Source organism: Paenibacillus harenae (genome assembly GCF_030812415.1).
Lineage (GTDB): Bacteria > Bacillota > Bacilli > Paenibacillales > Paenibacillaceae > Pristimantibacillus > Pristimantibacillus harenae_A.
Window position 1 is genome coordinate 127140 of the sequence record NZ_JAUSST010000001.1, and the last position, 25968, is coordinate 153107.

General features: G+C 50.9%; 25 protein-coding genes and 1 pseudogene. 4 read left to right on the top strand and 22 right to left on the bottom strand.

Annotated features, from left to right (window positions below; genetic code table 11):
- Window positions 1-310 precede the first annotated feature (310 nt).
- Complete coding sequence (locus tag J2T14_RS00540; RefSeq protein WP_307466713.1) at window positions 311-1348, top strand: voltage-gated chloride channel family protein; 1038 nt, start codon at window positions 311-313, stop codon at window positions 1346-1348.
- Window positions 1349-1411: 63 nt separating this feature from the next.
- On the top strand, window positions 1412-1657 hold the full coding sequence (locus tag J2T14_RS00545; protein WP_307466715.1) for a hypothetical protein: 246 nt from the start codon (window positions 1412-1414) through the stop codon (window positions 1655-1657).
- 102 nt (window positions 1658-1759) lie between these two features.
- Here the strand turns inward: J2T14_RS00545 and J2T14_RS00550 are convergent.
- From J2T14_RS00550 to sleB, 12 genes and pseudogenes are all read right to left on the bottom strand, one after another.
- Window positions 1760-2086, bottom strand: a pseudogene (locus J2T14_RS00550) (undecaprenyl-diphosphate phosphatase); the annotation flags it as partial.
- A 1-nt stretch (window position 2087) separates the two neighbouring features.
- A complete protein-coding gene (locus tag J2T14_RS00555) occupies window positions 2088-2963 on the bottom strand; it encodes a radical SAM/SPASM domain-containing protein (RefSeq protein ID WP_307466717.1) in 876 nt (291 codons plus the stop codon).
- A 153-nt stretch (window positions 2964-3116) separates the two neighbouring features.
- Window positions 3117-3794, bottom strand: coding sequence for a DUF4166 domain-containing protein (locus J2T14_RS00560; RefSeq protein ID WP_307466720.1), 678 nt, complete (start codon window positions 3792-3794; stop codon window positions 3117-3119).
- The gene (locus J2T14_RS00565; protein WP_307466722.1) at window positions 3791-4732 is read right to left on the bottom strand and encodes a DoxX-like family protein; all 942 of its coding nucleotides are present in this window, start codon (window positions 4730-4732) and stop codon (window positions 3791-3793) included. Before J2T14_RS00565 ends, J2T14_RS00560 begins: the two co-directional genes overlap by 4 nt.
- A gap of 25 nt (window positions 4733-4757) precedes the next feature.
- Entirely contained in the window at window positions 4758-5177 is a 420-nt protein-coding gene (locus J2T14_RS00570; RefSeq protein WP_307466724.1) for a thiol-disulfide oxidoreductase DCC family protein, read from the bottom strand.
- Window positions 5178-5287: 110 nt separating this feature from the next.
- Window positions 5288-5932: a response regulator transcription factor gene (locus tag J2T14_RS00575; RefSeq protein ID WP_307201189.1), complete on the bottom strand. Its 645-nt coding sequence runs from the start codon at window positions 5930-5932 to the stop codon at window positions 5288-5290.
- Between the two features lie 38 nt (window positions 5933-5970).
- Window positions 5971-7308, bottom strand: a complete 1338-nt coding sequence (locus J2T14_RS00580; RefSeq protein ID WP_307466727.1) for a sensor histidine kinase — start codon at window positions 7306-7308, stop codon at window positions 5971-5973.
- Between the two features lie 123 nt (window positions 7309-7431).
- Window positions 7432-7650 carry a cold-inducible protein YdjO-related protein gene (locus J2T14_RS00585; RefSeq protein ID WP_307466729.1) on the bottom strand — a complete coding sequence of 73 codons (219 nt, stop codon included), beginning with the start codon at window positions 7648-7650 and terminating at the stop codon, window positions 7432-7434.
- A gap of 34 nt (window positions 7651-7684) precedes the next feature.
- Window positions 7685-8773, bottom strand: a complete 1089-nt coding sequence (locus J2T14_RS00590; RefSeq protein ID WP_307466732.1) for a lactonase family protein — start codon at window positions 8771-8773, stop codon at window positions 7685-7687.
- A 91-nt stretch (window positions 8774-8864) separates the two neighbouring features.
- The gene (locus tag J2T14_RS00595) at window positions 8865-9131 is read right to left on the bottom strand and encodes a hypothetical protein (protein ID WP_307466734.1); all 267 of its coding nucleotides are present in this window, start codon (window positions 9129-9131) and stop codon (window positions 8865-8867) included.
- Window positions 9077-9805 carry a DsbA family oxidoreductase gene (locus tag J2T14_RS00600; protein WP_307466737.1) on the bottom strand — a complete coding sequence of 243 codons (729 nt, stop codon included), beginning with the start codon at window positions 9803-9805 and terminating at the stop codon, window positions 9077-9079. Before J2T14_RS00600 ends, J2T14_RS00595 begins: the two co-directional genes overlap by 55 nt.
- Before the next feature lie 198 nt (window positions 9806-10003).
- Window positions 10004-10660 (bottom strand): spore cortex-lytic enzyme, encoded by a 657-nt coding sequence (sleB, locus tag J2T14_RS00605; protein ID WP_307466740.1) that lies wholly within the window; start codon window positions 10658-10660, stop codon window positions 10004-10006.
- Window positions 10661-11108: 448 nt separating this feature from the next.
- Here sleB and xerS point away from each other — a divergent pair, with 448 nt between their 5' ends.
- Window positions 11109-12194 carry a tyrosine recombinase XerS gene (gene xerS / locus J2T14_RS00610; protein WP_307466744.1) on the top strand — a complete coding sequence of 362 codons (1086 nt, stop codon included), beginning with the start codon at window positions 11109-11111 and terminating at the stop codon, window positions 12192-12194.
- 32 nt (window positions 12195-12226) lie between these two features.
- Here xerS and J2T14_RS00615 read toward each other — a convergent pair whose 3' ends face one another.
- The 3 genes from J2T14_RS00615 to J2T14_RS00625 all read right to left on the bottom strand — a co-directional run bounded on the left by J2T14_RS00615 (window position 12227) and on the right by J2T14_RS00625 (window position 16719).
- Window positions 12227-14032 carry an ABC transporter ATP-binding protein gene (locus J2T14_RS00615; RefSeq protein WP_307466748.1) on the bottom strand — a complete coding sequence of 602 codons (1806 nt, stop codon included), beginning with the start codon at window positions 14030-14032 and terminating at the stop codon, window positions 12227-12229.
- Window positions 14033-14060: 28 nt separating this feature from the next.
- Window positions 14061-15809 (bottom strand): ABC transporter ATP-binding protein, encoded by a 1749-nt coding sequence (locus tag J2T14_RS00620; RefSeq protein WP_307466750.1) that lies wholly within the window; start codon window positions 15807-15809, stop codon window positions 14061-14063.
- A gap of 376 nt (window positions 15810-16185) precedes the next feature.
- Complete coding sequence (locus tag J2T14_RS00625; RefSeq protein WP_307466752.1) at window positions 16186-16719, bottom strand: ADP-heptose synthase; 534 nt, start codon at window positions 16717-16719, stop codon at window positions 16186-16188.
- A gap of 166 nt (window positions 16720-16885) precedes the next feature.
- Here J2T14_RS00625 and J2T14_RS00630 point away from each other — a divergent pair, with 166 nt between their 5' ends.
- Entirely contained in the window at window positions 16886-17863 is a 978-nt protein-coding gene (locus tag J2T14_RS00630; RefSeq protein ID WP_307468553.1) for a YpdA family putative bacillithiol disulfide reductase, read from the top strand.
- 45 nt (window positions 17864-17908) lie between these two features.
- Here J2T14_RS00630 and J2T14_RS00635 read toward each other — a convergent pair whose 3' ends face one another.
- From J2T14_RS00635 to J2T14_RS00665, 7 genes are all read right to left on the bottom strand, one after another.
- Window positions 17909-19243, bottom strand: coding sequence for a DUF4129 domain-containing protein (locus J2T14_RS00635; protein ID WP_307466756.1), 1335 nt, complete (start codon window positions 19241-19243; stop codon window positions 17909-17911).
- Window positions 19243-20391, bottom strand: a complete 1149-nt coding sequence (locus J2T14_RS00640) for a DUF58 domain-containing protein (RefSeq protein WP_307466758.1) — start codon at window positions 20389-20391, stop codon at window positions 19243-19245. Before J2T14_RS00640 ends, J2T14_RS00635 begins: the two co-directional genes overlap by 1 nt.
- A 10-nt stretch (window positions 20392-20401) precedes the next feature.
- Complete coding sequence (locus J2T14_RS00645) at window positions 20402-21361, bottom strand: AAA family ATPase (RefSeq protein WP_307466761.1); 960 nt, start codon at window positions 21359-21361, stop codon at window positions 20402-20404.
- A gap of 15 nt (window positions 21362-21376) precedes the next feature.
- Window positions 21377-22321: a polysaccharide deacetylase family protein gene (locus J2T14_RS00650; protein WP_307466763.1), complete on the bottom strand. Its 945-nt coding sequence runs from the start codon at window positions 22319-22321 to the stop codon at window positions 21377-21379.
- A 36-nt stretch (window positions 22322-22357) separates the two neighbouring features.
- Entirely contained in the window at window positions 22358-23350 is a 993-nt protein-coding gene (locus tag J2T14_RS00655) for a phosphotransferase (RefSeq protein ID WP_307466766.1), read from the bottom strand.
- Between the two features lie 46 nt (window positions 23351-23396).
- Window positions 23397-24077: an MOSC domain-containing protein gene (locus tag J2T14_RS00660; protein ID WP_307466769.1), complete on the bottom strand. Its 681-nt coding sequence runs from the start codon at window positions 24075-24077 to the stop codon at window positions 23397-23399.
- Window positions 24078-24339: 262 nt separating this feature from the next.
- Window positions 24340-25956: an amino acid permease gene (locus J2T14_RS00665; RefSeq protein ID WP_307466772.1), complete on the bottom strand. Its 1617-nt coding sequence runs from the start codon at window positions 25954-25956 to the stop codon at window positions 24340-24342.
- Window positions 25957-25968 lie beyond the last annotated feature (12 nt).

Consider the following 25968-nt stretch of genomic DNA (forward strand, 5'->3'; position numbering starts at 1 on the left):
CGATTTGGACATGTCGGTGTATAATAGCAGATAGCTGACAGAATGTACAGTTTCTCACCATTATTGATGCTAGGAGCATATACCATTGTCCTCAATACGAGCAAAACTTCATTCAGCCTTACATCGCGCGATTGATCGTTATACCCCATTTCGTATAGCCGTTTATGTACTTAAATGGACCATTATTGCAGGCATTGTCGGTGTGCTTGCCGGTTCGGCCTCTGCCGTATTTCTATATGGATTAGATGTTGTAACGCATTCAAGAATAACGCATGGTTGGTTATTGTGGCTGCTACCGTTTGGAGGCGCCTTGATTAGCTATTTGTACATGAAATACGGCGGCGAGGCGGGCAAAGGCAATAATCTCATTTTGGAACAAATCCATCGAGGCGACGGTGTCGTTCCGCTGCGCATGGCTCCGCTCGTCTTGCTCGGAACTTGGACGACGCATCTGTTCGGCGGCTCCGCCGGCCGGGAAGGTACGGCTGTGCAGATGGGCGGCAGCATGTCCGAATGGGTTGGCAGTTGGTTTCGGCTTAAAGCGCCAGACCGTAAAATCATCTTGATCTGCGGGATCGGCGCCGGCTTCGGTTCAATCTTTGGCACGCCACTTTCGGGTACAATCTTCGGGCTTGAAGTGCTTGCCATCGGATTGCTCAGCTATGAGGCGCTGCTTCCTTGTTTTATCGCAAGCTATGTCGGTCATCTAGCAACGACCGCTTGGGGGGTTACCCATGTCCATTATGCCATGGGCGATGTGCCTGCCGTACAACCGATGGTATTCTTAAAAGTCGTGTTTGCCTCCATTTTGTTTGGATTAATGGCATTAACTTTCATTAAACTTACACATGCCATGAAAGCATGGTTAGGCAAGCTGTTCAAGCATGCGGCTCTTCGAAGCTTCATAGGCGGATTCGCCATTATTGGAATGGTTTATCTCATAGGCTCAAGAACGTATATCGGACTTGGCATTCCGCTTATGCAGCAATCGTTCGAGGAGGCAGCGTCTCCGCTCGATTTTCTATGGAAGACCCTATTTACGGCCGTTACGCTTGGCGCGGGCTTCCAGGGCGGCGAAGTAACGCCATTATTCGTTATCGGCTCAACGCTTGGCAGTACGCTGGCGTCGGTTCTGCACCTTTCCGTTCCCTTCTTGGCTGCCATCGGCTTCGTATCCGTATTCAGCGGAGCCGCCAACACCCCTCTCGCTTGCTTCATTATGGGCATCGAGCTGTTCGGCGGTGAAGGCGCGATTTACCTGTTTATCGGCTGCGTCATCAGCTACCTATGCTCTGGCCGTTCCGGCATCTATTCCGCCCAGCAGCTTGGGGCCGGCAAGCCCAAATGATAATCCATGGCCATTTCCGCTGCATACTCTGTTGATAGGCGAATGACAGAGAGGATGAGCAGTATGTTCATGCAAGGCACTGGACCTTTGCAGATGACGACTCCGGCTTCCATCGAGCAGAAAGCATTATTTTACCGCGGCCGCCCAGTCGGAGTGTCGCTAAGAAACGGTCAAGGCGTATCGGGCATCTTATGCAGCGTTCAAGGCGGGCAAATCTATTTAATCCAATATTTATACGCAACGCAGTTCGCCACCTTCCACTACGGTTACAACGAGATTGCGGACATTTTGCCATATCCGAGCTGCTAATGAACAAGTGGCGGTGCAGGAATCCGTTCCCGCACCGCCACTTGTTCATTTCAAACGCAATTAAGATAAACTTTTATACGTATTGCCGAACCCGATTCAAGTTTAGAAATAGACGATATAAATAATAGCTGCAAGTACGATGCGGTATACGGCAAATGGTACAAGCTTGATCCGGTTAATCAGCTTCAGGAAGAAGCGGATCGAAATCAAGGCGAATACGAATGCTGCGATGAAACCTGCAATAAAGTAAGGCAGGTAGTCGAGCGTGAAGAACTCCCAGTTTTTCGCTAACGACACCAAACTCGCTCCCGCCATGATCGGAACGGCCATAATGAACGTGAAGTCCGCCGCAGCGCGATGGCTTAGTCCAAGCAATACGCCGCCGGAGATCGTCGAGCCGGAGCGCGAGAAGCCCGGCCAGAGCGAGAGGTTATCCGAACCGTTTGCGATAACCGCACTTGCGGCACAGCTCTTCTACGGCTTCCCGCCGCGAGAAGCCGTCATACAGCTTCGTTGCCCGCTCGCTCTCCACGATATCCGAGAAATGGCCCTCGTGAATATTGCCCAAGTTAATGACGCCTTCGCCGTCAAGGCAGCACGGGATGACCGTTCCGTCAATGAGTACGCCCGCTTGGTTGCGCAGCGCATAACAGAACCCTTTCCCATCGTCCTCGGGCGCGTTCAAGTCCGGCCAATCGAATTCGGGATCCTGGTTCAGATAGATCCGTTCCGCGATCTTCACGCCCGTGCCGGGGATGAATTGCTCGTCGATACGGTAATCGAGATCGAACGCTTTCTCGATCATGGCCAGCAGCTCGCGGTTACGCATCTTCTGCAAATTGGTCTCGTTGTCCATATCGAGATTCCAGAGCCGGAACGAAATGATGATGTCGCTGCTCGCTACCGCTTCTTTCACGAAACTTAATATTTCCGCGAGGTAACCTTCCTTATCCGTCGAACCGGGATGGCCGTCGAAGCTATGCAAGGAGAAATTCATCTGACGCAGCGCCGGCTTATTGATGATCTTGGGCTTTGCTTTCTTGATAAGCGTTCCGTTCGTCGTAATATTGACCTTGAAGCCCTTCTCATGGCTAATATCAAGCAGTTCCTCGATCTTCGGATGAAGCAGCGGCTCGCCTTTCACATGGAAATAGATATAGTCGGTATGCGGCTTGATTTGATCGAGCGTCTTCTTGAAATCTTCCACCTGCAAAAAACCTTTCGCGCGCTGCGTGGGAGGGCAGAACGTACACGAAAGGTTACAAATGCTTGTCGTTTCGATATAAAACTTCTTGAACCTCTTCATCACTGTTATGCTCCATTCGTTTATGGCAACGGCCGTGCAATCTAAGGCTGCCGGGGGCCGAATCATGTCTAGTCTATAGCCATTATACAACGTTTGATAGGAGCATGACAAAAGAGGATTATAGAAAAGGCACCTTCTCTCCGATATATGAGGCTATTCCCGGCTCTCGCTTCGTAATGGCTTAATGCCGATCGGTATCGTTTCTTCTTCGGCGGGGATAAACGATGCCTGGAATGAACCTTGATAGCGAAATACCGTTCCTAGCAGCTTATTGCTGACGCATACCGATATTTTATAGCAATCCCGCTCGTCGTCATACCATTCGCATACGTCTGCGCAGCCCGTCAGCAGTCTCGGAAAAACAAACTGCAGCTTCCCTTCGTAGAACCGCTGCTCCCCGGAGCAGATGCGCAGTCCGCCGTTCGGTGCAACCGACAGGTCGAGATCGACGGCGAGATGCTGTTTATTGCCGAGATAATCGACGATCGCTTGGCGGCGCTTGCTGAATACCATCGTCGCATCGAAATGGCGGACGATTCCCGGGAACTCGAACTTGCGAATCCAAGTAATCGTTTCTCTTCCGGAAGAATCGATATACGCGTAGTTCTCAATCGTGAACGGAATGTTATTGCCGCCGTTCGGAAACATAATGTGTCGAAAAGTGCCAAGAAATAACGGCAGCAGCGCCCACTTTGAATACCAGACGCGCTCCATGACGCCATGCCCGATCGATGCAATCCGATCCGAGCTGCTGAACCCGAACCGCTGCTGAATGCGCGGATGAAGCTTGGCGAATTCTGCCCCTAGCGCTTGCTCATAGATGGAAGTCATCGACCATTCCCCCCATTTGGCTTAGTATTCGGAAGTTTCCTGATGCATCTTGATGCATTAGGCAATAGAGCTCGAGTCTTAGATGACGCGAAGCATAATGCAAGCATCGGCACGGCTGCCGTGACCGGATTAAAGGGGGATTGCAATAACTCGGGGTAAACGATGCAAACCGGAACGGTCAACAAGAGCAAAACACACGCTTGCGAAAGAGGTGACCATACGGTTCGATGACATAATGCTGTAATAATGCCGAAAATAATCTCCAGGACACCGATCAATCTGATCATCGGACTCTCATAACCGACGAACATGCCCGTCTGCTGCATAATGGTGAGCTCTCCGCTTGTCTCTGTATAAATAAGTTTCGGGATCAGGCCCATATAGAGCCATAGCAGCAGCAAGACTCCCACGCTCGCATAATGCATTAGCGCTCTGTCGGCAATAACAGATGGCGGTACACGATGTTCCAGCCATATGCGCAGTCTATCGAAGCTCCATGCCGTCGCAAAACCGAACAACGGCCTGAACACGAAGCGGTCGAATAGCTTTCCTATCCAGCCGAAGCGGGTTTTGTAATCATACTGCGTGACGAACTTGACGGTGTTGCCTTCCGGCTTATAGCTCCAATAGCCTCCGCCATGGCGGATAAGCGAAACAGCCTGCTCCGAGGAGAAGGAAAGCGTGGATAGAAGCTCCTCCTTCCTCCCGTTCTCTTTGCTCGTCGTAATGCCCGTCCCTTCAATCTGAAGGCCGAAGCCGATTCGCGTCCGATAAAAGAAATGCTGTTCGGGCTCCCCTTGTTCGCGGGGCAAATATGCTATTTCAGAGAAACGCAGGTCCCATTGCTGATGCAACTCTGGCTGTTGGGTATGTTCCCATACCTCGTCAAGCGGCGCTTCGATATGAAGCTCTACATAGATCGGCTTCGCCTTCACCACATTCACTCCTCATCAACGTTAATCGTTATTCGTCGAGGAATCGTTCACGTAAGGAAGCGTTCGGAAGCAGGCAGCTATCCGATCTTCCAAACCAACGATAGCGATTGCTCGCGATGAAATCGTATACGGCATTCCGGAAAGGCGCGGGTACGATTATGAACGGGTAGAGCAGCGGCCACAAGCCGTTCAACTGACGAAATACTCTTAGCGCCGCACCGGATTTCGTATAATAGCGCCCGCTGCATATGAATACGAACGTATCCAAGTCATGGAGCGGGAGACCGCCTTCTGCAAGCAGTTGTTGTCCGATCTGCGATTGAAGCGACGCGAATTGAAATTTGGCCGCCTTGTCTCGCTTAATGACGAACTTCGTAATGCCGTTGCATAGATGGCAATGTCCGTCAACGAGCATAATCATCGGTTGTTTCCGCTTGTTTGCCCTCATGTCCTTCATCCCTCTCTGGTTGCTCTAATCGTAACGCTGACGCTGTAATTTCGGCAGTCCTAACTTTTGTAGTACGAATGGAGAAGGGGTACTACGATTCGTAGTACCCCTTAATCGTTGCCGCCTTCCGACCGGTCGAACAGACCGCGTTTCTTCACCTTCTCGATCGCTTCCTTGCTGCTTTTGACGCCGAATTTCTTGAGCATTTTGTTCACTTGATTTTTGAGCGTGCTCTCCGCTTTGAATAACTTCTGCTCGATCTGGCTCTGCGTATGTCCGGCCTCTATGAGCTCGTACACTTCTCTCTCGGCCGGTGTCAAGTCCTTGAGCTGCTCTTCGCGCTTCAGCCTGGCGAACTCCTTAAGGAGCGCCTCCATCGGAGCAGGATAGAGATGGGCGTTCCTTATTGCCTGCGGCAGTTCTTTGAACTGCGTTTTCTCCAAATAATGAATCGCTCCGGCCGTAAAAGCTTTCGTCATCGATTGCTCGTCATTTAACGACGTTAACATTATAATTTTAGCCGAGGTTAGCCCATGCAGCTCCATCGCAGTCTGAATGCCGTCGAGCTTGCTGCCAGCCAGTTGTATGTCCATAAGTAGAATATCGATCTGCGTCGTCTGCGCTCCGCGTATCGCCTCATCGGCGTTCGTAGCTGCACCGACGACGAGTATATCCTCTTCACGGTTCAAATACGAAGTGATCGCTTTGATCCAGTCCGGATCGTCCTCCACGACAAACACTTTGATATGATTCATTTCATAGCCTCCCGGCATGCCTGTCGGATGCCTGCGTTTTATTGAATTCGAACAACTTTATGCCGCGGAAAATAAAACGAAACCGTTAGCCCGCCTTTGTCACCGTTAGATAGCTTCACGTTGCCGCCGCTTTTCGCCATTACGTTATAGACGTAAGATAAGCCAAGACCGAAGTTTTTACCTGATTTGCCGCTGCTGTAGAAAGGATCGAATACTCGCGCAAGGTGCTCCTGGGGAATGCCATGCCCGCTGTCTTGAATTGTCAGCACGACTGCGCGTTTTACAGCCTCCAATCGGATGCTTAACTTTCCCTTTTCTTCCGCAGCCATTGCGTCGCATGCATTCGTTAGAATGTTGCTTATCGCTTCGGACAAGTGGATCGGATCGCATACAATGACTGGCTTGACCACATAACTGGTTGCAACTTCCACGTTATATTTCTGAAACAAGCCGACGTGATGGGCGATACATTGATCCATCAGCTTATCGAGCCGGTACGATTGCTCCTGCAGCACGATCGGCTTCATTTGGTTATGAATGCGCGAGACCATGCCCAGCATATGTTCGGTTGCATTTTCGATAATTTGCATATGCTGCTGCGATTGCTCGTTGGCCACGTCGGTGTCGCTATAGATGCTTTTCAAATTTTCGGTGCTTATTGCAATCTTGCCAATCTCGTTTTTGATGGTATGGTTCAGGAGCGCCGTACCCGAGCTGACAGCCTGCATCGTGCTTTGGAGCGGATCCTGCACGAACTTAAGCCTAACGCCGAGCACCCCGTAAAGAAAGGTGCAGAGCAACGCCAGCGCAAATGAATAGATCATAAAAACCGATATATACTGGAAGAAATCGAACGCCGGATAGATCACTTTAGCAACGTAAATAAAGATAAGAACGCCGAGCAAGGGCGGTACGATGATGAGCATCGATATGAACCGATTCCGCTTCATGCGCGCATCCGTCTCTTGCCAGAACGACGTAATAAGCATATAGCAGGACGCTAAATAATAAGGTGCGCTGCATAAGAGCAACACGATGTAAAAAATGCTGCGATTCGGCAAGCTGTATTCGAGAATAGCGATGATCATGGAAGGAATAAGCAGGAACGTCTTCGCATAATTGCGTTTTCTTCTCGTCTGCAGCTTGTCCGCATACAATAAACTGAATATAAGCACGCCATAAGGCGTTATTGTATAGTTCAATAGCTGAACAAGTCTGGCCGCAGCCAGAGCGTCTTGCTCGATAAGCCAATCCGAAGTGCCTCCTATAGACGCAAAAAATAGGAAAAACGATGTCCAGCGACTCGTTTCGCTGTTTCGATTGTTCAGCAATACGATGATCGCAGCCAGCAGCAACGCGGCAAAATAAAATAACATGACGTTGTACCGTCCTTATTCACGAAAGATTACTTACATCCTACCACAGAATGGATGCTCTAGTAAGAAGAAAACCCAGTCCCCTTCGAGAAGGGGCTGGGCTTTCCGGTTTGTATGGTTGATTTAAAAGTCGGATTTAGGCTTTCGCGGCTGCGGCTTCGCTTTGTTCTGCACGGCCGGCAGATGTCTCATGCTTCGCAGCATCGGTCCTTTGCAGATCGGGCATGCTTGTTCGGATTCAGCCGCGAATTCATCGCGTACCCATGCTTTGCAGTCGCTGTTTTTGCATTTCCATATTTTCGTCGGTTTTAGCTTCGGTTTTGGATCATCGCTAGTTGTCACGCTGCTGTGGTCCCCTTTTTCATTTCATTGCTCTTTATACGGTTATATACACGGGTTGTACGCATACCGGCTTCGATACCGTTACGCTTTGTCCAGTAAATGTAAGCTTGCCGCTTGCTTCATCCACTGCGAATGTCGCGATATTGTTTGTGTCGCGGTTTGCAACGAGAAGATATCGTCCGTTTGGCGTCAGTGCAAAATGACGCGGATGCCCGCCCTGAACGGATATATGCTGGATGGTCGTCAACTTGCCCGCTTGTTCATCGACTGCATACACAACGATACTGTCATGTCCGCGATTGGATCCATATACGAATTTGCCATCCTTGCTAATCGCGATTTCAGCGCAAGAATTGTCGCCTTCAAAGCCTTCAGGCAATGTCGAAACCGTCTCGATCGTCGATAACCGACCGGAAGCTGCGTCGAACGCAAACGCAGTAACGGTCGAATCCACCTCGTTAATGACATACGCGAAGCTGCCGCTCGGATGGAAGGTCAGATGACGTGGTCCGGCTCCGGGATGAAGAGAAACTTCCGCCACGCGATTCAGCTTGCCGGCTTGCTTGTCGACCGTGTAAGTGAAGATTTTGTCCAAGCCTAAATCTTGAACGAGCAAATAATTGCCATCCGGGCTATAGAACGAGGAATGCGGATGCGGACGATCTTGGCGCTCAGGATGAACGCTGCTGCCTGAATGCTGCGCAACGTCGAGCTTCTCCCCGATCCTACCATCCTCCTTAATCGCATGAAGGCCAATCATTCCGCCATGATAGCTTGTAACCGTTGCAAAACGTTTGCTTGCATCCAGCTGAATGTGGCATGTCGTTGAATCGACCGTAATCGCGCGGTTAAGCAGCGTAAGCTTTCCCGCTGCTCCGTCGATGGCATACGCCACGGCTTCCCCTACTTTGCGTCCATCTTCCGTCGTCGTCTCCGAAATCGAAAACAGACGGTTGTGCTCTGCATCCACTTGAACGAACGTTGGATTTTTAAGTCCTTCATAATCATTTAATAACATTAATTGTCCGGCTTCTTCATCAAAAGCATACACATAGACTCCGCTCTCTTCAGCCTCCGAATAGGAACCGGCGAAGACGAGCAAGCGCTGTTGCTCTGCACTCATGTATTATTCCCCCCAAACCATTTAACAAGCACGTTCACTATTATAAGATGATTGCCATTGCAAAACAATCTTGACGTCCGTCCATTGTTCGTTATTGATCTTCGCTGCCGGCTTTTATCTGCCGCAATACCCATATTCGCCCCGACCATTCGACAACATCGCCGACCTTGATGCCTGAGGCGAGCTTACTTAGCGGAATCGTGCTTATCTTGCCCTCACAGTTGATTTCAGCGCATTCAAAAAGCAGACGGCGCACTACCGCCGTCCGCTTGATTTGACATTTGCCGTTCTGATCTGGAGTAATCATTCCGTTCGTTGCGAGCGGCCAGCGTCCGGTGCGCAGACGCCATCCGCGCATGATACATCATCATCGCCATCGACTTGAATGAGGGTCGGGTGCTTCTCGTCCCAAGCCTTCTTCAGCGTACTAAGGAATGTCTCCGGCGCCTGAGCACCGGAAACCGCGTATTTACGATCGAATACGTAGTATGGCACGCCTCGTATGCCAAGCGTGCTGCCTTCGTTTTCTTCGCCGCGGACAGCATCGGCATATACGTCAGAAGCGAGCACTTTAGTCGCCGCTTCTGCATCGAGACCGACTTCTGCGGCCAACTGAGCTAGCTTCTCTCGATTGCCGACATTGTCGTTGTCCGTGAAATGGGCTTTAAACAGACGTTCCGAGAGCTCCTTGTCTTTGCCTTGCGATGCCGCGAAATGCATAAGTCGATGCGAGTCGAACGTGTTCGTTTCGACTTGACCGTCGAAGTTGAACGTCAGACCGACCTCTGCGGCTTGTTGCGCGACGTTAACCGTATTCGCTTTCGCCTGTTCGATCGTCATGCCGTATTTTTTCGACAGCATTTCATAAGTACTCTTGCCCGATTCTGCATCCGCCCCCGGATCTAGCTCGAAGCTGCGGTATACGACTTCGATTTTGTCATTATGTTCGAACTTGCTAAGCCCCAATTCAAATCTTCTCTTGCCAATATAACAAAACGGACATACATAATCCGACCATATTTCCACTTTCACTGCAAGCACCTCCGAATAATAATTGTAGGATTACTAACTCAATATCAAAATGAGAGTTACTTTCATTATAACCGATAAAGTGCGATTTGCGAACATCGGCAAGAAGTTCGTAAATAAGTTTACATAATAATTTTTATGTAATGTTCGAAACAAATAAAAAAGCGTCTTGAGATTAAAATTCTCAAAACGCCGCTTTTTTTAAACTGCGAATATATGCCGACCAATCTTAACCGTCTGCTGACGCGACCAGATCCATTTGGAAGTGGCCGTAACCGGGTTGAAGTAATACAACGCGTCTTGCGTCGGATCGTTACCGCGGACAGCTTCTAGCGCTGCTTTGTATGCTGTCGAGTCCGGCTTCAAATTGTATTGCCCATCGTCAACGGCCGTGAATGCGCCAGGCTGTTCGATTACGCCTTGTACCGTATTGGGGAAACTCGAAGAGGCGACGCGGTTCATAACGACCGCCCCTACAGCGATCTGGCCTTTGAAAGGCTCGCCGCGCGATTCCGCATAAATAATGCGGGCAAGCAAATCAAGCTCCTTCTGATTGACAGACACCTTCTTAAGCGTCTCCCACGTTTGTTTGCCGGCAATTCCGTCGACTTCGATGCTGTAATCCTTCTGAAAATTCATCAAAGCGTCGTACGTATTCTCGCCGAAGAACAACGTAACCGAGCTATCGAAATAACCTAACGTTTTCAGTCTGTACTGCAAGTCCGGAACGTCCGGACCCGTACTGCCGTACTTCAACGTTGCAGGAGCAGCCGCATTCGCTTGCGGTGTCGAAATCGATAATGCCAGCATAATTCCGATCAATACAGCCATACTATAATTAATCCATCGTTTATTCATCGTTATAAATATCCTCCTTCATTGCCGAATCGTATACATTCTCAAATGGTCATATCGATCGTCGGTCGTTTGGTTTTTTCGAGTGTAGCATAAGCACTCACTTAAATGTAACCCAAATCTATATATTACATATATTTACTAGTTTTCATTTTTCTCATTTACTGATATAATTTCTTGTCGATTTTGAAGGCTGAACCTTAGAGCCCCAACGGTTTTGGGTTATATGAACAATAAGGCGCTTCATCCTGCTTCGTCGGATGCTGCGCCTTATTTTAATTTCCGGTTCGCGTTGTGACTTTGCTGTGTGATTGCTACAATATAGGAGATTCGGTTCGGTAGATTGCTTTTAATGAATATGTGCAGCCATATTTCAACACTTAACTTAAATATAATTATGTAAACTTAATGAAACTAATTATTTACGACATTAATAATGAGGTGCAAGCGAATGAATATCATTAAGCAAAAAGACCGGCTGGAGCTCGACAAAAAAATACCGACGATGCCCTGGTTCATCGAGAAATTCATTAATTATAAGCTGCCAGACCTCTCCCCCTCCTCTCTGCTTGAATACATACGGGACTACGACACTTTTCTGAGATGGCTGATGGCGGAAGGTTTATCCTCGGCAAGCGATGTCAGACATGTCACGCTGCTCGAGTTGGAACAGTTGCATATGGACAGCATTGACGGCTACCGCATGTTCCTATCTACCTATAAGGAAGAGAGAAACAGCAAAACGACGATCTCCCGCAAGCTCTCCTCTCTTCGCTCCTTGTTTCATTACTTAAGCCAAATTGCCGAGGACGAGCAGTTTTACCCTCTATTGAAACGGAATGTGATGGCCAAAGTATCGATCAAGCGGACGCATAAGCCGAAGGATACGGCGGCCAAGCTGGAAGGCAAGCTGCTGCAAGAGGAGGAAATATCGGAGTTTATGCACTATGTGAAGCAGCAATATGAAACGGATATCGCATCGAATAAACAAGCGCTTTACTCTTATGAGCTGAATAAAACGAGAGATGCATGCATTATTAGCTTTATTCTTCATTCGGGACTTCGCGTATCGGAGCTCGTTAATCTGAATGTCGACGATGTAGACGTAAAGAAGAAGCTGGCTCATGTGTACCGTAAAGGACGCAACGACGACAACTTTAAGACGCCGGTATATTTTCGCCAAGAGGCGGTTGAAGATTTGCAGGCGTATTTGATGCTGCGGGAGACGCGATATAAAGCTCAGAAGCGCGAGAAGGCGTTGTTTTTGGCGATTGCCAATGGCAAGAACGAAGGGGCGAGGATGACGAAGCGTGCCATCCAGGAGATGGTCATTAAGTACGCCAAACGTTTCGGCAAGCCGTACTTATCAGTCCACAAATTGAGGCATTCGTTCGCGACGGACTACTATCTCCGCAACGATATCTACAAGACGCAAGAGCAATTAGGCCACGCCTCGCCGGAAACGACGCAAATCTATGCGCATCTGACCGACAAGACGATGGCCCTTGCCATTGATCGAACGAAAGAGAATGAATGATTGCTGTTTTAAACGAATAACGTAAAATCCGCCTAACTCGTCTGCAAAATAACCGATTCCTGCATCGATAACTGCGTCAATACAAGATTCGCATATAGCCCGCTTTGCTTCATTAGCGCTTCATGCGAGCCTTGCTCGGCGATTCGCCCGTCCTGTACGACGAGAATCAGATCGGCATCCCGAATCGTTGACAGCCGGTGCGCGATAATGAAAGCCGTCCGGCCTGCGAGCAGCGTCTGAAGCGCTTCTTGGATATGCTGCTCCGTCTCGGTATCGACGCTCGAAGTCGCCTCGTCGAGAATGAGAATGCGCGGATCGGACAGCAATACCCGTCCGAACGCCAGCAGTTGGCGCTGGCCGACCGACAGCTTCGATCCGCGTTCCTCCACCTCGGTCGCATAACCGTCAGACAATTGCGCGACGACCCTGTCTAACCGAACGCTCTCCCCCGCTTTGCGAAGCTGCTCGTCTGTCGCTTCCTCATTGCCGTAGCGCATATTTTGTTCCACCGTTCCGGCGAAGATGAACGAATCCTGCAGCACGATCCCCATTTGCTTGCGCAGCGACTCAAGCGTCGCATTTTTCACGTCCATGCCGTCAATTCGAACGCTGCCGTCCGTGGCGTCATAGAATCGCATGAGCAGATTGACGATCGTGCTTTTGCCTGCTCCCGTTGGACCTACAAGCGCCACGCGTTGACCCGGCTTCACCTTGAAGCTTACATCGTGAAGCACATTCGGCTTATTGTCATCGTACCGGAATGAGACATGCTCGAACTCCACGCCTCCATCTATCGGCGGCAGCTCGCGGGCATTGCTGCTGTTTTTCACTTCGGAGTCGGTATCCAGCACCTCGAATATACGTTCCGCCGATGCCATGGCCGAGAGCAATTGACTGTACACCTTCGACAAAGCGCTTAGCGGCCCCCAGAATCTCCATAAATAGTTGATGAAAGCCATAATGAAACCAAGCGACAAAGCTCCGTCGATGACGCGAATTGCGCCGAACCATACGACGATGCAAGTCCCGATCATACCGATCATTTCGACAAGCGGATAGACGGTCGATTCAAGCGTGATGGCGCGCATGAAAGCTTTTTTGTTGCGTGTATTGATCTCATTAAACTTGTCGTTGTTTTTGCTTTGGCGCGAGAACGCCTGAACGACTCGGATCCCTTGAATCGTCTCGTTCAAGTTACCGTTGATCGCGGACATCGTTGATCGGGATCGCGACCATGAGCCTTCGATCTTCGGCCTGACTTTGGCAACGATAACGTACAGAAGCGGCATCATGATGAACGATAACAGGGCAAGCTGCCAATCCATCCAGAACAAAATAATGACGATGCCGAGCAAGTGCGTCACTTCCATCACCATCGTAATCAAGCCGCCGTTAATCAGCTCGCCGATGGCGTTCGTATCATTCGTAATCCGCGACATAATCTTGCCCGCCGGGCGGCCATCGAAGAACCGGAACGACAGACTCTGGAGATGGTTGAACAACTGCTGTCGCAGATCGAATAAGATCCGTTGTCCGGTAAAGTTAATCCATCTCGTATGCATCCAGCTGAACAGCCAGCTGACCAAACGGATGCCTAGCAGCGATATCCCAAGCGCCGTAATGACGGCAAAGTTCTTATCTCCGATGCCTTTATCGATAATATAAGCGAGTATGATCGGCTCGGATAAGCTCAGCAGCATATTGAACAGAACAATGACGACAACCAAACTCATTAGCCTTCGGTACGGGTATAAGTAGCGCAGCATACGCCGCATATATTTCATATTAAACGGCTTTTCCTCGATATCTTCGTCCATATCCCATTCGACTTGACTCATGCAGCACCTCGTTTCTTAGGTAAAATGGTTATTTTTGCATAGCGATCTGCTTCTGTCGGTTGAAGAGCTGGCTGAAGAAGCCTCCCCGATCATTCAATTCCTTATGCGTGCCTTCCTCGGCTATGCGTCCGTTCTCGAGCACGATAATCCGATCCGCATGCTGTATGGAGGACAGCCTCTGTGCGATAATAAACGTCGTCCGCCCTTCCATTACCTCGAGCAGCGCTTCGTGAATCGCCGACTCGGTTGCCGTGTCGACGCTGGCCGTCGCCTCGTCTAGGACGAGGATCGGCGGATCCATTAAGATCGCCCGCGAGAGCGCCACGCGTTGGCGCTGACCGCCGGATAACCCGACGCCTCGTTCGCCGATCCGCGTATTGTAGCCGTCCGGCAAACCGATTATAAAGTCGTGAATTTGTGATTTGCGTGCCGCATTCTCGATCTGCTCTTGCGTTGCATCCGGACTGCCGTATGCAATGTTGTCACGGATGGATGCCGAGAACAGGAATGTTTCCTGCGGCACGATGCTGATGCTTTTGCGTAACCCATCAAGGTCATAATCCTTAACATCTATTCCGTCGATAAGCACCCGGCCGCTGGCAGCGTCGTAGAATCTCGACAGCAGTCCGATCAAGCTGCTCTTGCCTGATCCAGTAGAGCCTAACACGCCGATGACTTCGCCTTTAGCGACGGAGAATGATATCCGGTCCAATATCGGTTTGTCTTTTTCCTGATCCTGGTCGTCGAAATAAAACGATACGTTATCGAATACGACATTGCCGCTCATCCCATCTGTATCTACGCCGTTAGTTGGCGATGCAATATCGACCTTTGTATCGAGCACTTCAAACACGCGCGGCGCGGCTTTCATTGCCTGCTGCATAATGTTGATCTGCCAGCCGAGCATGTTAAGTGGCCATATAATGCCCCATGTGTACCATTGGAACGCCATGAACGTACCCAGCGTCATCTCATCGCGAACGACGAATATGGCGCCGATCCATATCATAAGCACGAACGTAAGTCCGCCGTAGAAGCCCATCTGCGGGAAGGCACGAGCCTCAAGCTTGGCGCGCTCCATATTCGTCTCGAAGTTCTGTTCATTCCGCTCGGCGAACTTACGTTCCTCGACCTTCTCGGTCGCGAACGACTTCACTACCCGTATGCCTGAAATATTTTCCTGCAGCGTCGTCGTTAACCGCCCCATCTGCTCACGAATATTCGTCCAAGCCGGGCCTACTTTATGATTGAATCTCCATAAGACGAACAAAATAAGCGGGATCGTAACAAGACTGATAAGCGTAACCTTCCATTGCATCGTCATCATGAAGATGACCGTTCCCACAAATGTCAGCAAACCCGTGAACAGATTCATCGCTCCGAAGCCGACGAAGTTTTTGACCGAATCGATATCCCCCGTCATGCGGGACATTAATTGCCCCGTCTGCGCGCGGTCGTAATAAGAGAACGATAACCGCTGCAAGTGAGCATACAGCTCCTTGCGTAATTGGAACACGACATTTTGCCCGACAAGCTCCTGCGAATAGCCCTGGACGAACATCGCTCCGCTCTTGATGGCTTGCACGCCGATGAGCGAGAGCGTCAGCCAGAAGACGACGGTCATATTTTCCTTGTCGATGCCCTTATCGAATATTTCCCTAAGGATCCAAGGCGCGACCAAATCGATTAGCGTCGCTAACACCATAATGGAGATGGCCGTAACGACCCACTTGGCGCTCGGTCTTACATAGACCATAATTCTCATCATCGTCTTCATTTCGTTAACCCCTTCCCGCTATTTATGAAACAAAAAAGACCGCAAGCCGTTGATAGGCTCGCGGTCTTCGTATTAACGGCTGGCAGCATAGCGATCTCGCTATACGGTCGCCGCTCTGCGAAGGCAGGCCGGTCGGCATGTTTGAACCATTAGTCGGAACGGATTCGCCAAAGCGTTGAAACGGCCTTGCGCGCCAACAGTCCAATTAAACATACGATGACCCCCTTCTCCTTGATTTACGGTAGTATTGTTTTCTAACCCATCCAAATCTTAACACCTTGGCAAACCGATGCGCAAGAGGTTTAAGCAAAAAAATACGCCTCGACGGCCGCCTATCCGTATATGGGTAGCGCCGCCCTAGCGTATGTTCGGTCCATTATGGTTCGTTCGACATCTCCAGATCCTCTGACGATATGCCTTCCTCTACCGCAAACTCGAAATCCTCTATATCATAGACCTGTACCGGAACGGCGGCTTCGATCAGCCGGTCTTGAAATTCGAATTGATCGGATAAGAGCGGAATGCCGAGCTTCATGCCTGTAAGCAACAGCTCGGTTTCAATCGGATCGAACGTCTCTCCATAGTGCGCATTGTCTACGCCATGCACAACCGTAAACTGAATCATATCGTTCAGAAGCAACGGAGAGCTCTCGCGCCATGGCACCTGCATTGCCTTCTCGATCTTCTTGCGGTTAAGCGGATCCTCGAAGAAAGCGATCAGCTCGTTGATCTTCGCTTTAACGTGTCCGTCATCATCCGGATCGTCCATCACCGGATCGACTCCGTCTCTCATCTCGTATAATTCGGCAATCGATGAATAGGGAACGACATAATCTATAGGCCGGCTCGGTACGAGAAGATGCCCATACGTTGCTACTAATACTGCTTCTATCACAAAACGCCGCTGCATGCTGGCTCCTCCTCACGTAAGAACGGTTACACATTATTATACAATATTCCATTGCCTGTACAAGAGAGTCAAACGCCAAATTTGCATAAACCAGCTTTCCCAAAGTAAAATGGTCGATAGACAACAAGTGATGATGGCAGGTTTCACAGGAGGGGAATTACATATGATGCAGAAGGAAGAAGCTATTATTATCGGGGCAGGACCTTGCGGGCTCGCAGCGGCAATCGAGCTGCAGCGAATCGGCATGTCCCCGCTTATTATCGAGAAGCGGAATATCGTTCATTCTATTTCGCAATACCCGACATATATGCATTTTTTTAGCTCGCCTGAGATGCTCGAGATCGGCGGCATTCCGTTCACGACTGCAAGCGAAAAGCCTTCGAGGCTTGAGGCGCTGCATTATTACCGCACTGCGGCGCAGCGGCATCAGGTTCGCGTTCAAGCCTACGAGAAAATCACTAGCGTTGAACGCGAATCGGACGGGTTCGTGCTGAAGGGCGAAAATCGGTTCGGCGAGCCTCGCACCTATAGGTCCCGTTACGTCATTATCGCGACAGGTTACTTCGACCATCCGAACGTGCTCGGCATTCCCGGCGAAGAACTCGATAAGGTCACCCATTTCTTCCGCGAATCGCATCCTTATGTCGGCATGCAGGTAGCAATCATTGGCGGCAGCAACTCGGCGATCGATGCCGCACTGGAGCTCGAGCGTGTCGGCGCGAAAGTGACAGTCGTCTATCGCGGCGCAACCTATTCCTCCAGCATCAAGCCTTGGGTAAGGCCTGGCTTCGAGAGTAAAGTTGCCAAAGGACTTATTCAAATGCGATTTAGCTCCATGGTCACGAACATAGGCAACAACGACATTGCGATACAAGGTGCGGAAGGCGCCGAGGTCGTTCCGAACGATTTTGTGCTGGCGCTCACCGGCTTCCACCCCGACCGCAACTTCTTGACGCAGACAGGCGTTACGATGGAGGCGGAAGGTTATCCGACCTTTAATGAAGAAACAATGGAGACGAATGTGCCCGGCATTTATCTAGCTGGCGTTGTAGCGTCCAAGCATGAGGCGAATGAAATATTTATCGAATCCGGCCGATACCACGGCAACAAAATCGCTGACCATATAAAAAACAAAAAGAAATAACGGCTCTGCGCCGTTATTTCTTTTTTTACGTTGAAAAGGTTTAGACTATTTCAAGTCGAGCTTCCGCTTAAGATCGGCTACCGTATCGTCGCTCGGCGATTTGTCACCGTAACGAACGGCTTCATAAGCTTCGATGAGCGACGTCATCTGTTCCGATGCGATAACGTTTTGTTTTTTCTTCGTCATATCGGCAGCCGTCTCGCGAGGGGTTAAGCTTGGAACAACCGAATAACCGAGCCTCATTCCGCCATGCAGCAGCCTCGTGTACAAATAACGAATGCGTTCGCCATTCGACAACATATCGTTCCAGCCAAGTTCTTTATCCTTGCCTCGCGGCCTCAACCGCTGCAACGAGCCGTTCAACTGGTCTTTCAGCTTCGTATACGACATCAAGCTTTCGACTTCGTCCGTATAATCTGCTTCGTCGCTTTGCCGTTCGGCGCTTCGCTCCATTATTTTCGAGATGAATGATTGGACGAGCCGGTACAGCTTCTTTCCTAAGAAGTAGAGCAGTACGCAGACGACGGCAATAACGAGAATCGTGGCCGCTATTTTCAAGATTTGCTCCAAAATAACGACCCAGTCGGCCGTCGGCTTGGACTCGGTTTGCGGCAAAACGGGCGGCGGCGCTTCACTTGTAGGCTCGGTTTGAATCTCATTCTCCCGAGGTCGATTCATCCACGCCATGATAGTATCGATGATTTGTCGGATGAAGCGTTCGACCGCGTGCTGAATTTGCCTGAACATCGCTAATACGGCTATCAATACGAGCAGAATTGCAATCCATAGCCGGTTCTGGCGCTTGAAGGCAAGCGTTGTCTTCGATCTTCCCGTATCTGCCGTCTCCGCGCCTAGATGTCTCTCGTTCGCTATGAAGAAGAACAGAATAACGGAAACAATCCCGCACCCGATTAACAAGCCGTTATAAGCAGACAGCTCTTTCAATAAGAAAAGCTTAAGCGGCTGTACGGCTACATACACGCATACGGCGATTAACAGCTGGGAATTCGAGAATGAGATTAGCCAGCCGCGCATGATCGATGCCATGCCTCTATAAGCATAAACAGTCCCGATAAAGGAGCAAATGACGATAGGCAGCGGGCTTAGCTTATTTTCAAAAAGCACTAAACTTAACATGGTTAACAATGTTCCAATACATGCTGCGAGCAGCAATCTGAATACTCTTCTCTTGATTGTCCTTGCCGTAACAATCGCCGATCCCGCCCAGTAGCACAAACCGACCGATGCGATCCACGGCCAGACGGTTTCGTCCGAGAGGGTATAGACGGCTGCAGTCAGAACGAGCGGTAAGAAGAACAACAGCTCAACGAAGCCTTTGAATAAGGAAGCAAGGGAGCCAGTGCGCATAACCGGATTCATTAAGCGATCACCTCTTCCGCTTGCTTGATTCCGGCATGTTCGGAGCAAGTATGTTCTGTACCGCTCGTGTCATACGGTTCTGTTAATTGCCATACCGCGACGGCGTTGCCATTATAACGCAGATGTTCCGCCGCCTGCTCCAGCGACTCGTTCCAATAGGCGGATATGATCAGAATATCGAGATCGCGTACGCCCCGTTCCGCCTCGTTCTCCAGAAAACGATCGAATAGCTCCGTTCGTTCGATCTCCAGCTTGGCCATATTTTCGAAAATCGCCATTAGCTGTTCATGACCGCCCCGCGGCTCCAGGCGAACGCTTTCCCTTTCCCCGATTAACGGCATATTCGCCGCGAAGCCAACCTCGCTTCCCTCCGAAATGACCGCTTCGGCAGCACCGGCCGCCCATTCGATTCCCCGCTCGATGAGCGCTTCGTTCGTGACCGCACGCCACATGCCCTCCGCGTCGTCCACGTTCAAATAAATCATCAGACGGCGGTCTGCGGTGAAATCGAGCTGATGCGCTTGCAGCTTCCCCGTCCTCGCCGTCGCTTTCCAATTGACCTGCTTGAAGTTGTCGCCGGGTTGATAGTCCCTGACGCCTGCATTGACGAATGGATCGCTGACGATCCAGCGCTTGACCGAATGCTCGCCATGCCAGCTATGATAGGGCAATTCATGAACGGGAACCTGCGCCGGCTTCGGGTAGACGATCAGCTCTCCAGAAAGTGGAATCTGTCGCGACTCATTCATGAGCCCGAGCAGATCCCCGCCGGTAAGCGTTACGGTCTGCAGACGATACCAGCCTCTTCTCGTGCATGTGAAACGGTGCTTTCGCGTCACCTTTGTATAAGGCTTGAAGCTGAAGAAGCTTTTGTGATTCTGGGACAGCCGACCGCTGCTGACGGCGAAGTTGTCGACATGTTGGAATCGTAGGAAAGCGGACAACTGCGACTCTACTCGAAGCCATGGTACAGGCAGCCACTTGCTATTGGAGATCTGCTCGATGAGTTCGACCTGCTCGCCGCGATAACTTGTCTTCTTCTGGAAATGCCGTTCATAGCTTACATGCTTAAGCGCATAACGGCGAAATATTCGGCTTTGTATAAATAGAATGAAAACAGCGGCAACGATGAACCAAAATAATAGCATCGCCTGCCGCCTACTTAACGGCTAAGCCGGCTTCCGCCGGCACGGGAGTCTGGCGAATAATGTCGTCGATGATTGCCTCCGCATGGTTATGGCCGCGCTGCAAACCGCGCAGGGCGAGACGATGCGCGAGCACGGGCTTCGCCATTGCCTTCAAATCGTCCGGCGTCACGAAATCGCGGCCGCGAAGAATCGCATGAACCTGCGAAGCGCGCAAGAGCGCTTGGCTGCCGCGGGGACTGACGCCGATCGCGACCTCTTCTCTCGATCTCGTCTGCTCGACAAGACGAAGCAAATAGCCGAGCACGTCATCCGAAATGGTTACGGCAGCATATGTCATCTGCGCCTCCTCGATAGCGGCCTGCGTAACGACCGGCTCCAGCGTCTGAAGCGGATCATTGTCCTTGAACCGCTTAAGCAATCGAATGCCTTCCTCCGTTGTCGGATAACCCATCTTAATTTTGAACAAGAATCGGTCGAGCTGCGCTTCCGGCAACGGGAACGTGCCATGATGCTCGACAGGATTCTGCGTCGCGATAACCATGAACGGACGCTCCAGCCATTTCGTTTCTCCATCGATACTAATTTGGCGCTCCTCCATACATTCCAGAAGGCTGGACTGGGTACGCGGCGTTGCACGGTTAATCTCATCGGCCAACAGCAAATTCGTGAATAGCGGACCCGGGCGGAACTCGAATTCGCTTTGCTTCTGATTATAGAAATGAATGCCGCTAAGGTCCGATGGCAATAAGTCCGGCGTAAATTGAATCCGCTTGAACTGCAGCGACAGCGATTTCGCGAGCGACTTGGCCAGCAGCGTCTTCCCCGTTCCCGGCACATCTTCAAGCAGCACATGTCCCGATGTGATGAGTCCGATCAGCAGCAGATCGATGACCTCTTCTTTTCCGATAATAACGCGGCCGATATTGCTTCTTACCGTTTCGGCTAATTGCTTAACAGATTCGAATGACATGTACGCAGCTCCTTCTTATTGGCTGGCCTGGCTGGATAGTTTATGTTGCAGCTCTTGCAGCTCGCTCCAGCGGATCATCTTGATTCCTTCGGTCTCTATCGTACGCAATATATCCGGATCGCGGAAAATGTCCATCTCCATGCCGCGCTTCTCGGGATGAAAATGATACGCGCGCAGCTCTTCTGTAACGACAGACGGATGAATAATAATCTCGCTTACGCCGGGGCGAAGCCCTCTGAGCAAGCCTGTCATGTTCTCTTTGAAGCTGTCATACGTCTCCCCGTCCTGCAAGCGGAATGGCAAACCGAGCAAATAATCGAGCACGACAACGCCCTTGGAAGCGGCATAATCGGCGAGCTGCTTCGCTTGCTCCGCCAACTCGGGAGGCGCAACCTGGCCGTCCTCCTGCAGCAGGTAGCGAGGCAAGCGGAACGGCAGGCCGTATGAAGCGCATACATCGAACACGATCGGCAAAAAGTTGCGTCCTGTCGTTAGTCCGTATAGGCTGCCCATATGATTGTCGGCATGCGTAGGTTTGACGCCAAGCTGCAGCGCCATCTCGACCTGTGCGATCAATTCAGCCCTTACTTGCTCCTCATCGGCTTGTTGCTCGAACGTCATGCAGTCCGGCGGAAAATATCCTTCATTCGTGACGAGCGAAGAGCTGTCGCCTTTGCGGTTCACAGGTCCCCACCGGTAAGCGTCCCACTCGCTTGTGAACGTAAAATGAATGCCTACGTTAAGCTCTGGATGAGATGCGCTCCATAGCGCTGCTTCGCGCGCCCAAGCGCATGGCAGCATGAGCGTGGCCGAACTGATTGCGCCTTCCTCCAGCAGCTGCTGAATACCGACGTTGACGGAGTGGCAGGAACCAAAGTCATCCCCATTCACAATAAGAAGCCGATCCTCTTCGTTATATCCGAGTGCCCTTGCCAAGTTCAAGTTTACATTCATGCTCATGCAAAGTTTCATCCTCTCCGCTTAAAAAATAAACGCTTATGCTCGAAGCTGGCGAAGCAGCCCATCCGCATGCCTCTCCACCCATTCACAGCCGTAAACGGATTGATCGATGATCCCGCATAGCACTTCGTCCGCATCCAGCCCATCTTTGAACCTAATGGCGAAGTGAAGCGCGACGTCAAGCAGCCTTAGCTTCATCATCGCAGGCAGCAGCTCCATCTCGCGATCCGACAGTCTGATGACCTCGGAATAACCGGCGAACAGCAGCTTGATCCGGTCAAGTAAATCTCCCCGGTCTGGCCTGATCATGTCGACAGCCGTAACCGCGAGCTCCATAGCCCGTACGTCTACGGTGCAGAATTCGAAGTCCAGCACGCCCGACATCGCCCCATCCCGAACAAGCGTATTGTTGAATACGAGATCGCCATGAATCCACTGCTTTGGAAGCTCGGCGATCCGGATGCTTAGCGGCTTCAGATACCTCCGCTCATTCATTAACCTCGTCATTGACTCACGCCTAGCAAGCAGTTCATTAGATCGCTCGCTCAGATTTATGAAGCTCTCCTCGTCCATTGCCGCATACGTTTCTTCTAACTCATAATAAGGGCTATAAAGCGGCTGTCTAGAAGGACGCGCATCGCTTAACGCTGCCGATAACTCGCCTGCCGCGCGTCCAAGCAAGTACACATGCCGTTCGGTAGCCGCATCCGTCCGTTCACCCTCTATGTAACGGAATAATGAAGCGATCGTGCCGTCTTCAATACGTGTAAGGGTAGTCCCATTCCCGTTATGAATCGGCAGCGGCACTTGAAAAGGCAGCGCTTTCGTCTGAAGCCAATCGAGAATCTCATGTTCCAGCGCGACAATGCCGCTATCCTTATGATTGTTGTATATTCGCATGACGAATCGTTCGTTGCCCGCCGTTACCATCCGGGTCGTATTGTTCATGCCGCTTTCCTTATGCTCGATGCGCCATTCGTCCTTGAATGAATATTGCTCCAAAAATGATGCAAAATCTATGCTGTCCATAGGCACCATGGATCCTCCTTAAAGCTAAACACGCAGCAGCGTCTTATTAAGCTTCTTGTTGTTCTAGCCGGCGCAGCCGATTGCCAAGCTGTTCTTGCCAGCTTACGGAGAGCTCTTCCACCGCCAGCAGTTCGCGCAAGCCCGCTACGTCCTCTTTATCGATATACATGAGACGGTTCGCCTCGGCAATCGATATGGCCGCCGGATGGCGCTGCACGATCACAAGCTCCGAACCGGACTGCAGCACACCTTCCTTCATTACGCGAAAATAAAATCCCGTATACCCTGTAAGCTGGACGTCCTGCGGCAGCTCCTGCAAGTCATGGCGCAGCCCAAGCTTGTAGCATGGCTGTCTCGGCTGACTTACTTGTACGACAACATCGCCGATCTGCACGATATCGCCAATGCACAAGTCATGCTCCGTCCATTCGGATACCGTCAAATTTTCTCCGAATGCGCCAGCTTCGAATGTACGGTCGTATTTATTCGACCAATACGGCAAATTCCGTTCGAAATAAGCGCAAATAGCTTTGTCGCGCCCGCCGTGATGAACGGTGTCTCCCTGACCGTCCCCCTCCAAGCCGGTAAACGACAAAGCGTGCGGTTGCTCCGATGCGCGCTTCACAATGCCTGATACAACTTCCTTCGAGCCATGAGCCATCGAGACCGGCATGCCGACATTTAGCGATACGACCCTCGGCAACGATACTACGGTATCAATTGACATGATCTTTCCCTCCCACAAGCTGATTGCTATAGTCCCTATTATAATCGGGGAAGGGAGAAGATGGCAAAGATAACATCATTCTTTTATTTCACGCCATTAATAATAAATGGCATTTATATTGTCGAATATAGGCGAATCTGCTGTCGGAACGAGATGTCGAATGAATTGGCTTTCTGTTGCTTCATGCGCTTCCCCGGGAAATTTCCCAAAGTTAGCCTCCATTATTTCCTCGATATTCGTTCGATTGTTTCCTTCAATTGCCTTATTGAAGAGGAAACTTCTTCTCCATCCGCAAAAGTTCTTTGCGAGTGCGCTTGGAGCGGGATTGCACGCTAACGAGACGTCTCTTCTCGTATCTGAAGTCCATCGTCGTCGCTGCCAACAAGACGAGTGCGGCCCCAATTGCGCCCCAGCGATGGAGATAACCCGCTGCGAGAGCCGCCGATACGACGAGCCATATGACCGCAATCCAGCTGACCGCCCTGCTCCATCTTCCAAGATGCCATGGCGCGCGCTGCTCCGAATGAAGCCGATTGTCCTGCTGCAGCTTCATGGCTATTGGAATCGCGTAGGAAGTATGTACGCATATAACGCTGAAGGAGACGAGAAGCATAATGTAGCCCGATGCTGTTATGGCTTGGGCCGCTGCAAGTATGGCAATAGCAAGAACGGCGCTGAGCCATACCGTGCTCGAAGGCGATTGATGCCGTTCAGACACCTTCGTCCACCATTTGCTTAACGGAAGCGCCTCGTCCCGCGCCAAGCTAAGCAGTGCTCTCGAGCAGACCGTTAACGTCTGCAGACCGCTCACCCACAGCGACAAGAGTACAATGGCACCTATAAGCCAAGCGCCGCCCCAGCCGGCAAGCGCACTGTTAATGAACAGACCCGCTCCTGCATTTCCTTCAGCCGTATACGTAAGAGTAAGCGTCATGAAAGCAAGTACGGCAAATCCGACGATATACGTATAAGCAGTGGATAAATAAATAGCCCACGGCACTCGCACGCGCGGTTCAATCGTCTCTTCCGCACCTTGGCTTGCCGCGTCCATTCCGATAAACAGCTTTTGCAGCAGCAAGGTACCGCCGATGAACGCACTGGCGTTAACCGTTCCGCTTAGCTGCGCATTTTGGAATTGGAACAATACGATCGGCGAGTAGCTGCCTGGCCAGAACAGCCAGACCAAACCGCCCACTATTAAAGCGCCAGTTATTAATTGAAGCCATACACCGCCTGCCAGTACATATTTGAGCACCGGCGTACCCCAGTGATTGACAGCAGCTTGCGCGACTGTAAGCACGACGACAGTCGTCCAGAACGTAACGAGCGAGGGATCGTAATGTAATCTAGCCGATAGGAAGGCATCGAGAAGTCCGGCACAAGCCGCATTCATTAGCGTTAACGTCGCAAGCTGACCAGCCGCGTGGAAGGCGCCTGTCCGCCAGCCCCATTTGCGGCCGCCCATGGCCGTTGCCCAGTGGTAGACTCCTCCGGCTGTAGGCACGGCCGATGACAGCTCCGCCAAAGAGGCGCTTACCATAAGCGCCAATAAAGCCAGTATCGGAAAGCCGAAGCCGATAACCGAAGGTCCTCCTTCTTTTAACGCCGGTCCGTATAAAAATGCTGCTCCGCCGATTAACGCCATTACGTTAAAAGACAAACCGAAGATGGACATACCGCCCAGATGCCTGCGAAGCTGCTGTGCGATGCCGAAACGATGCAATTCATGCTTATCCTGCAGCATTTGGGTCGAAGCCCCATAGCCGATCATGCTTTGATAACCCGAATTTTTCACGCTTGCTTGCGCTTTAAATGCCCCTGCTATGATTACGGCGAATACCGCCGCGGCCAGCATCATTCCGATTAATGCGGCAACCAAAACGACCACCCC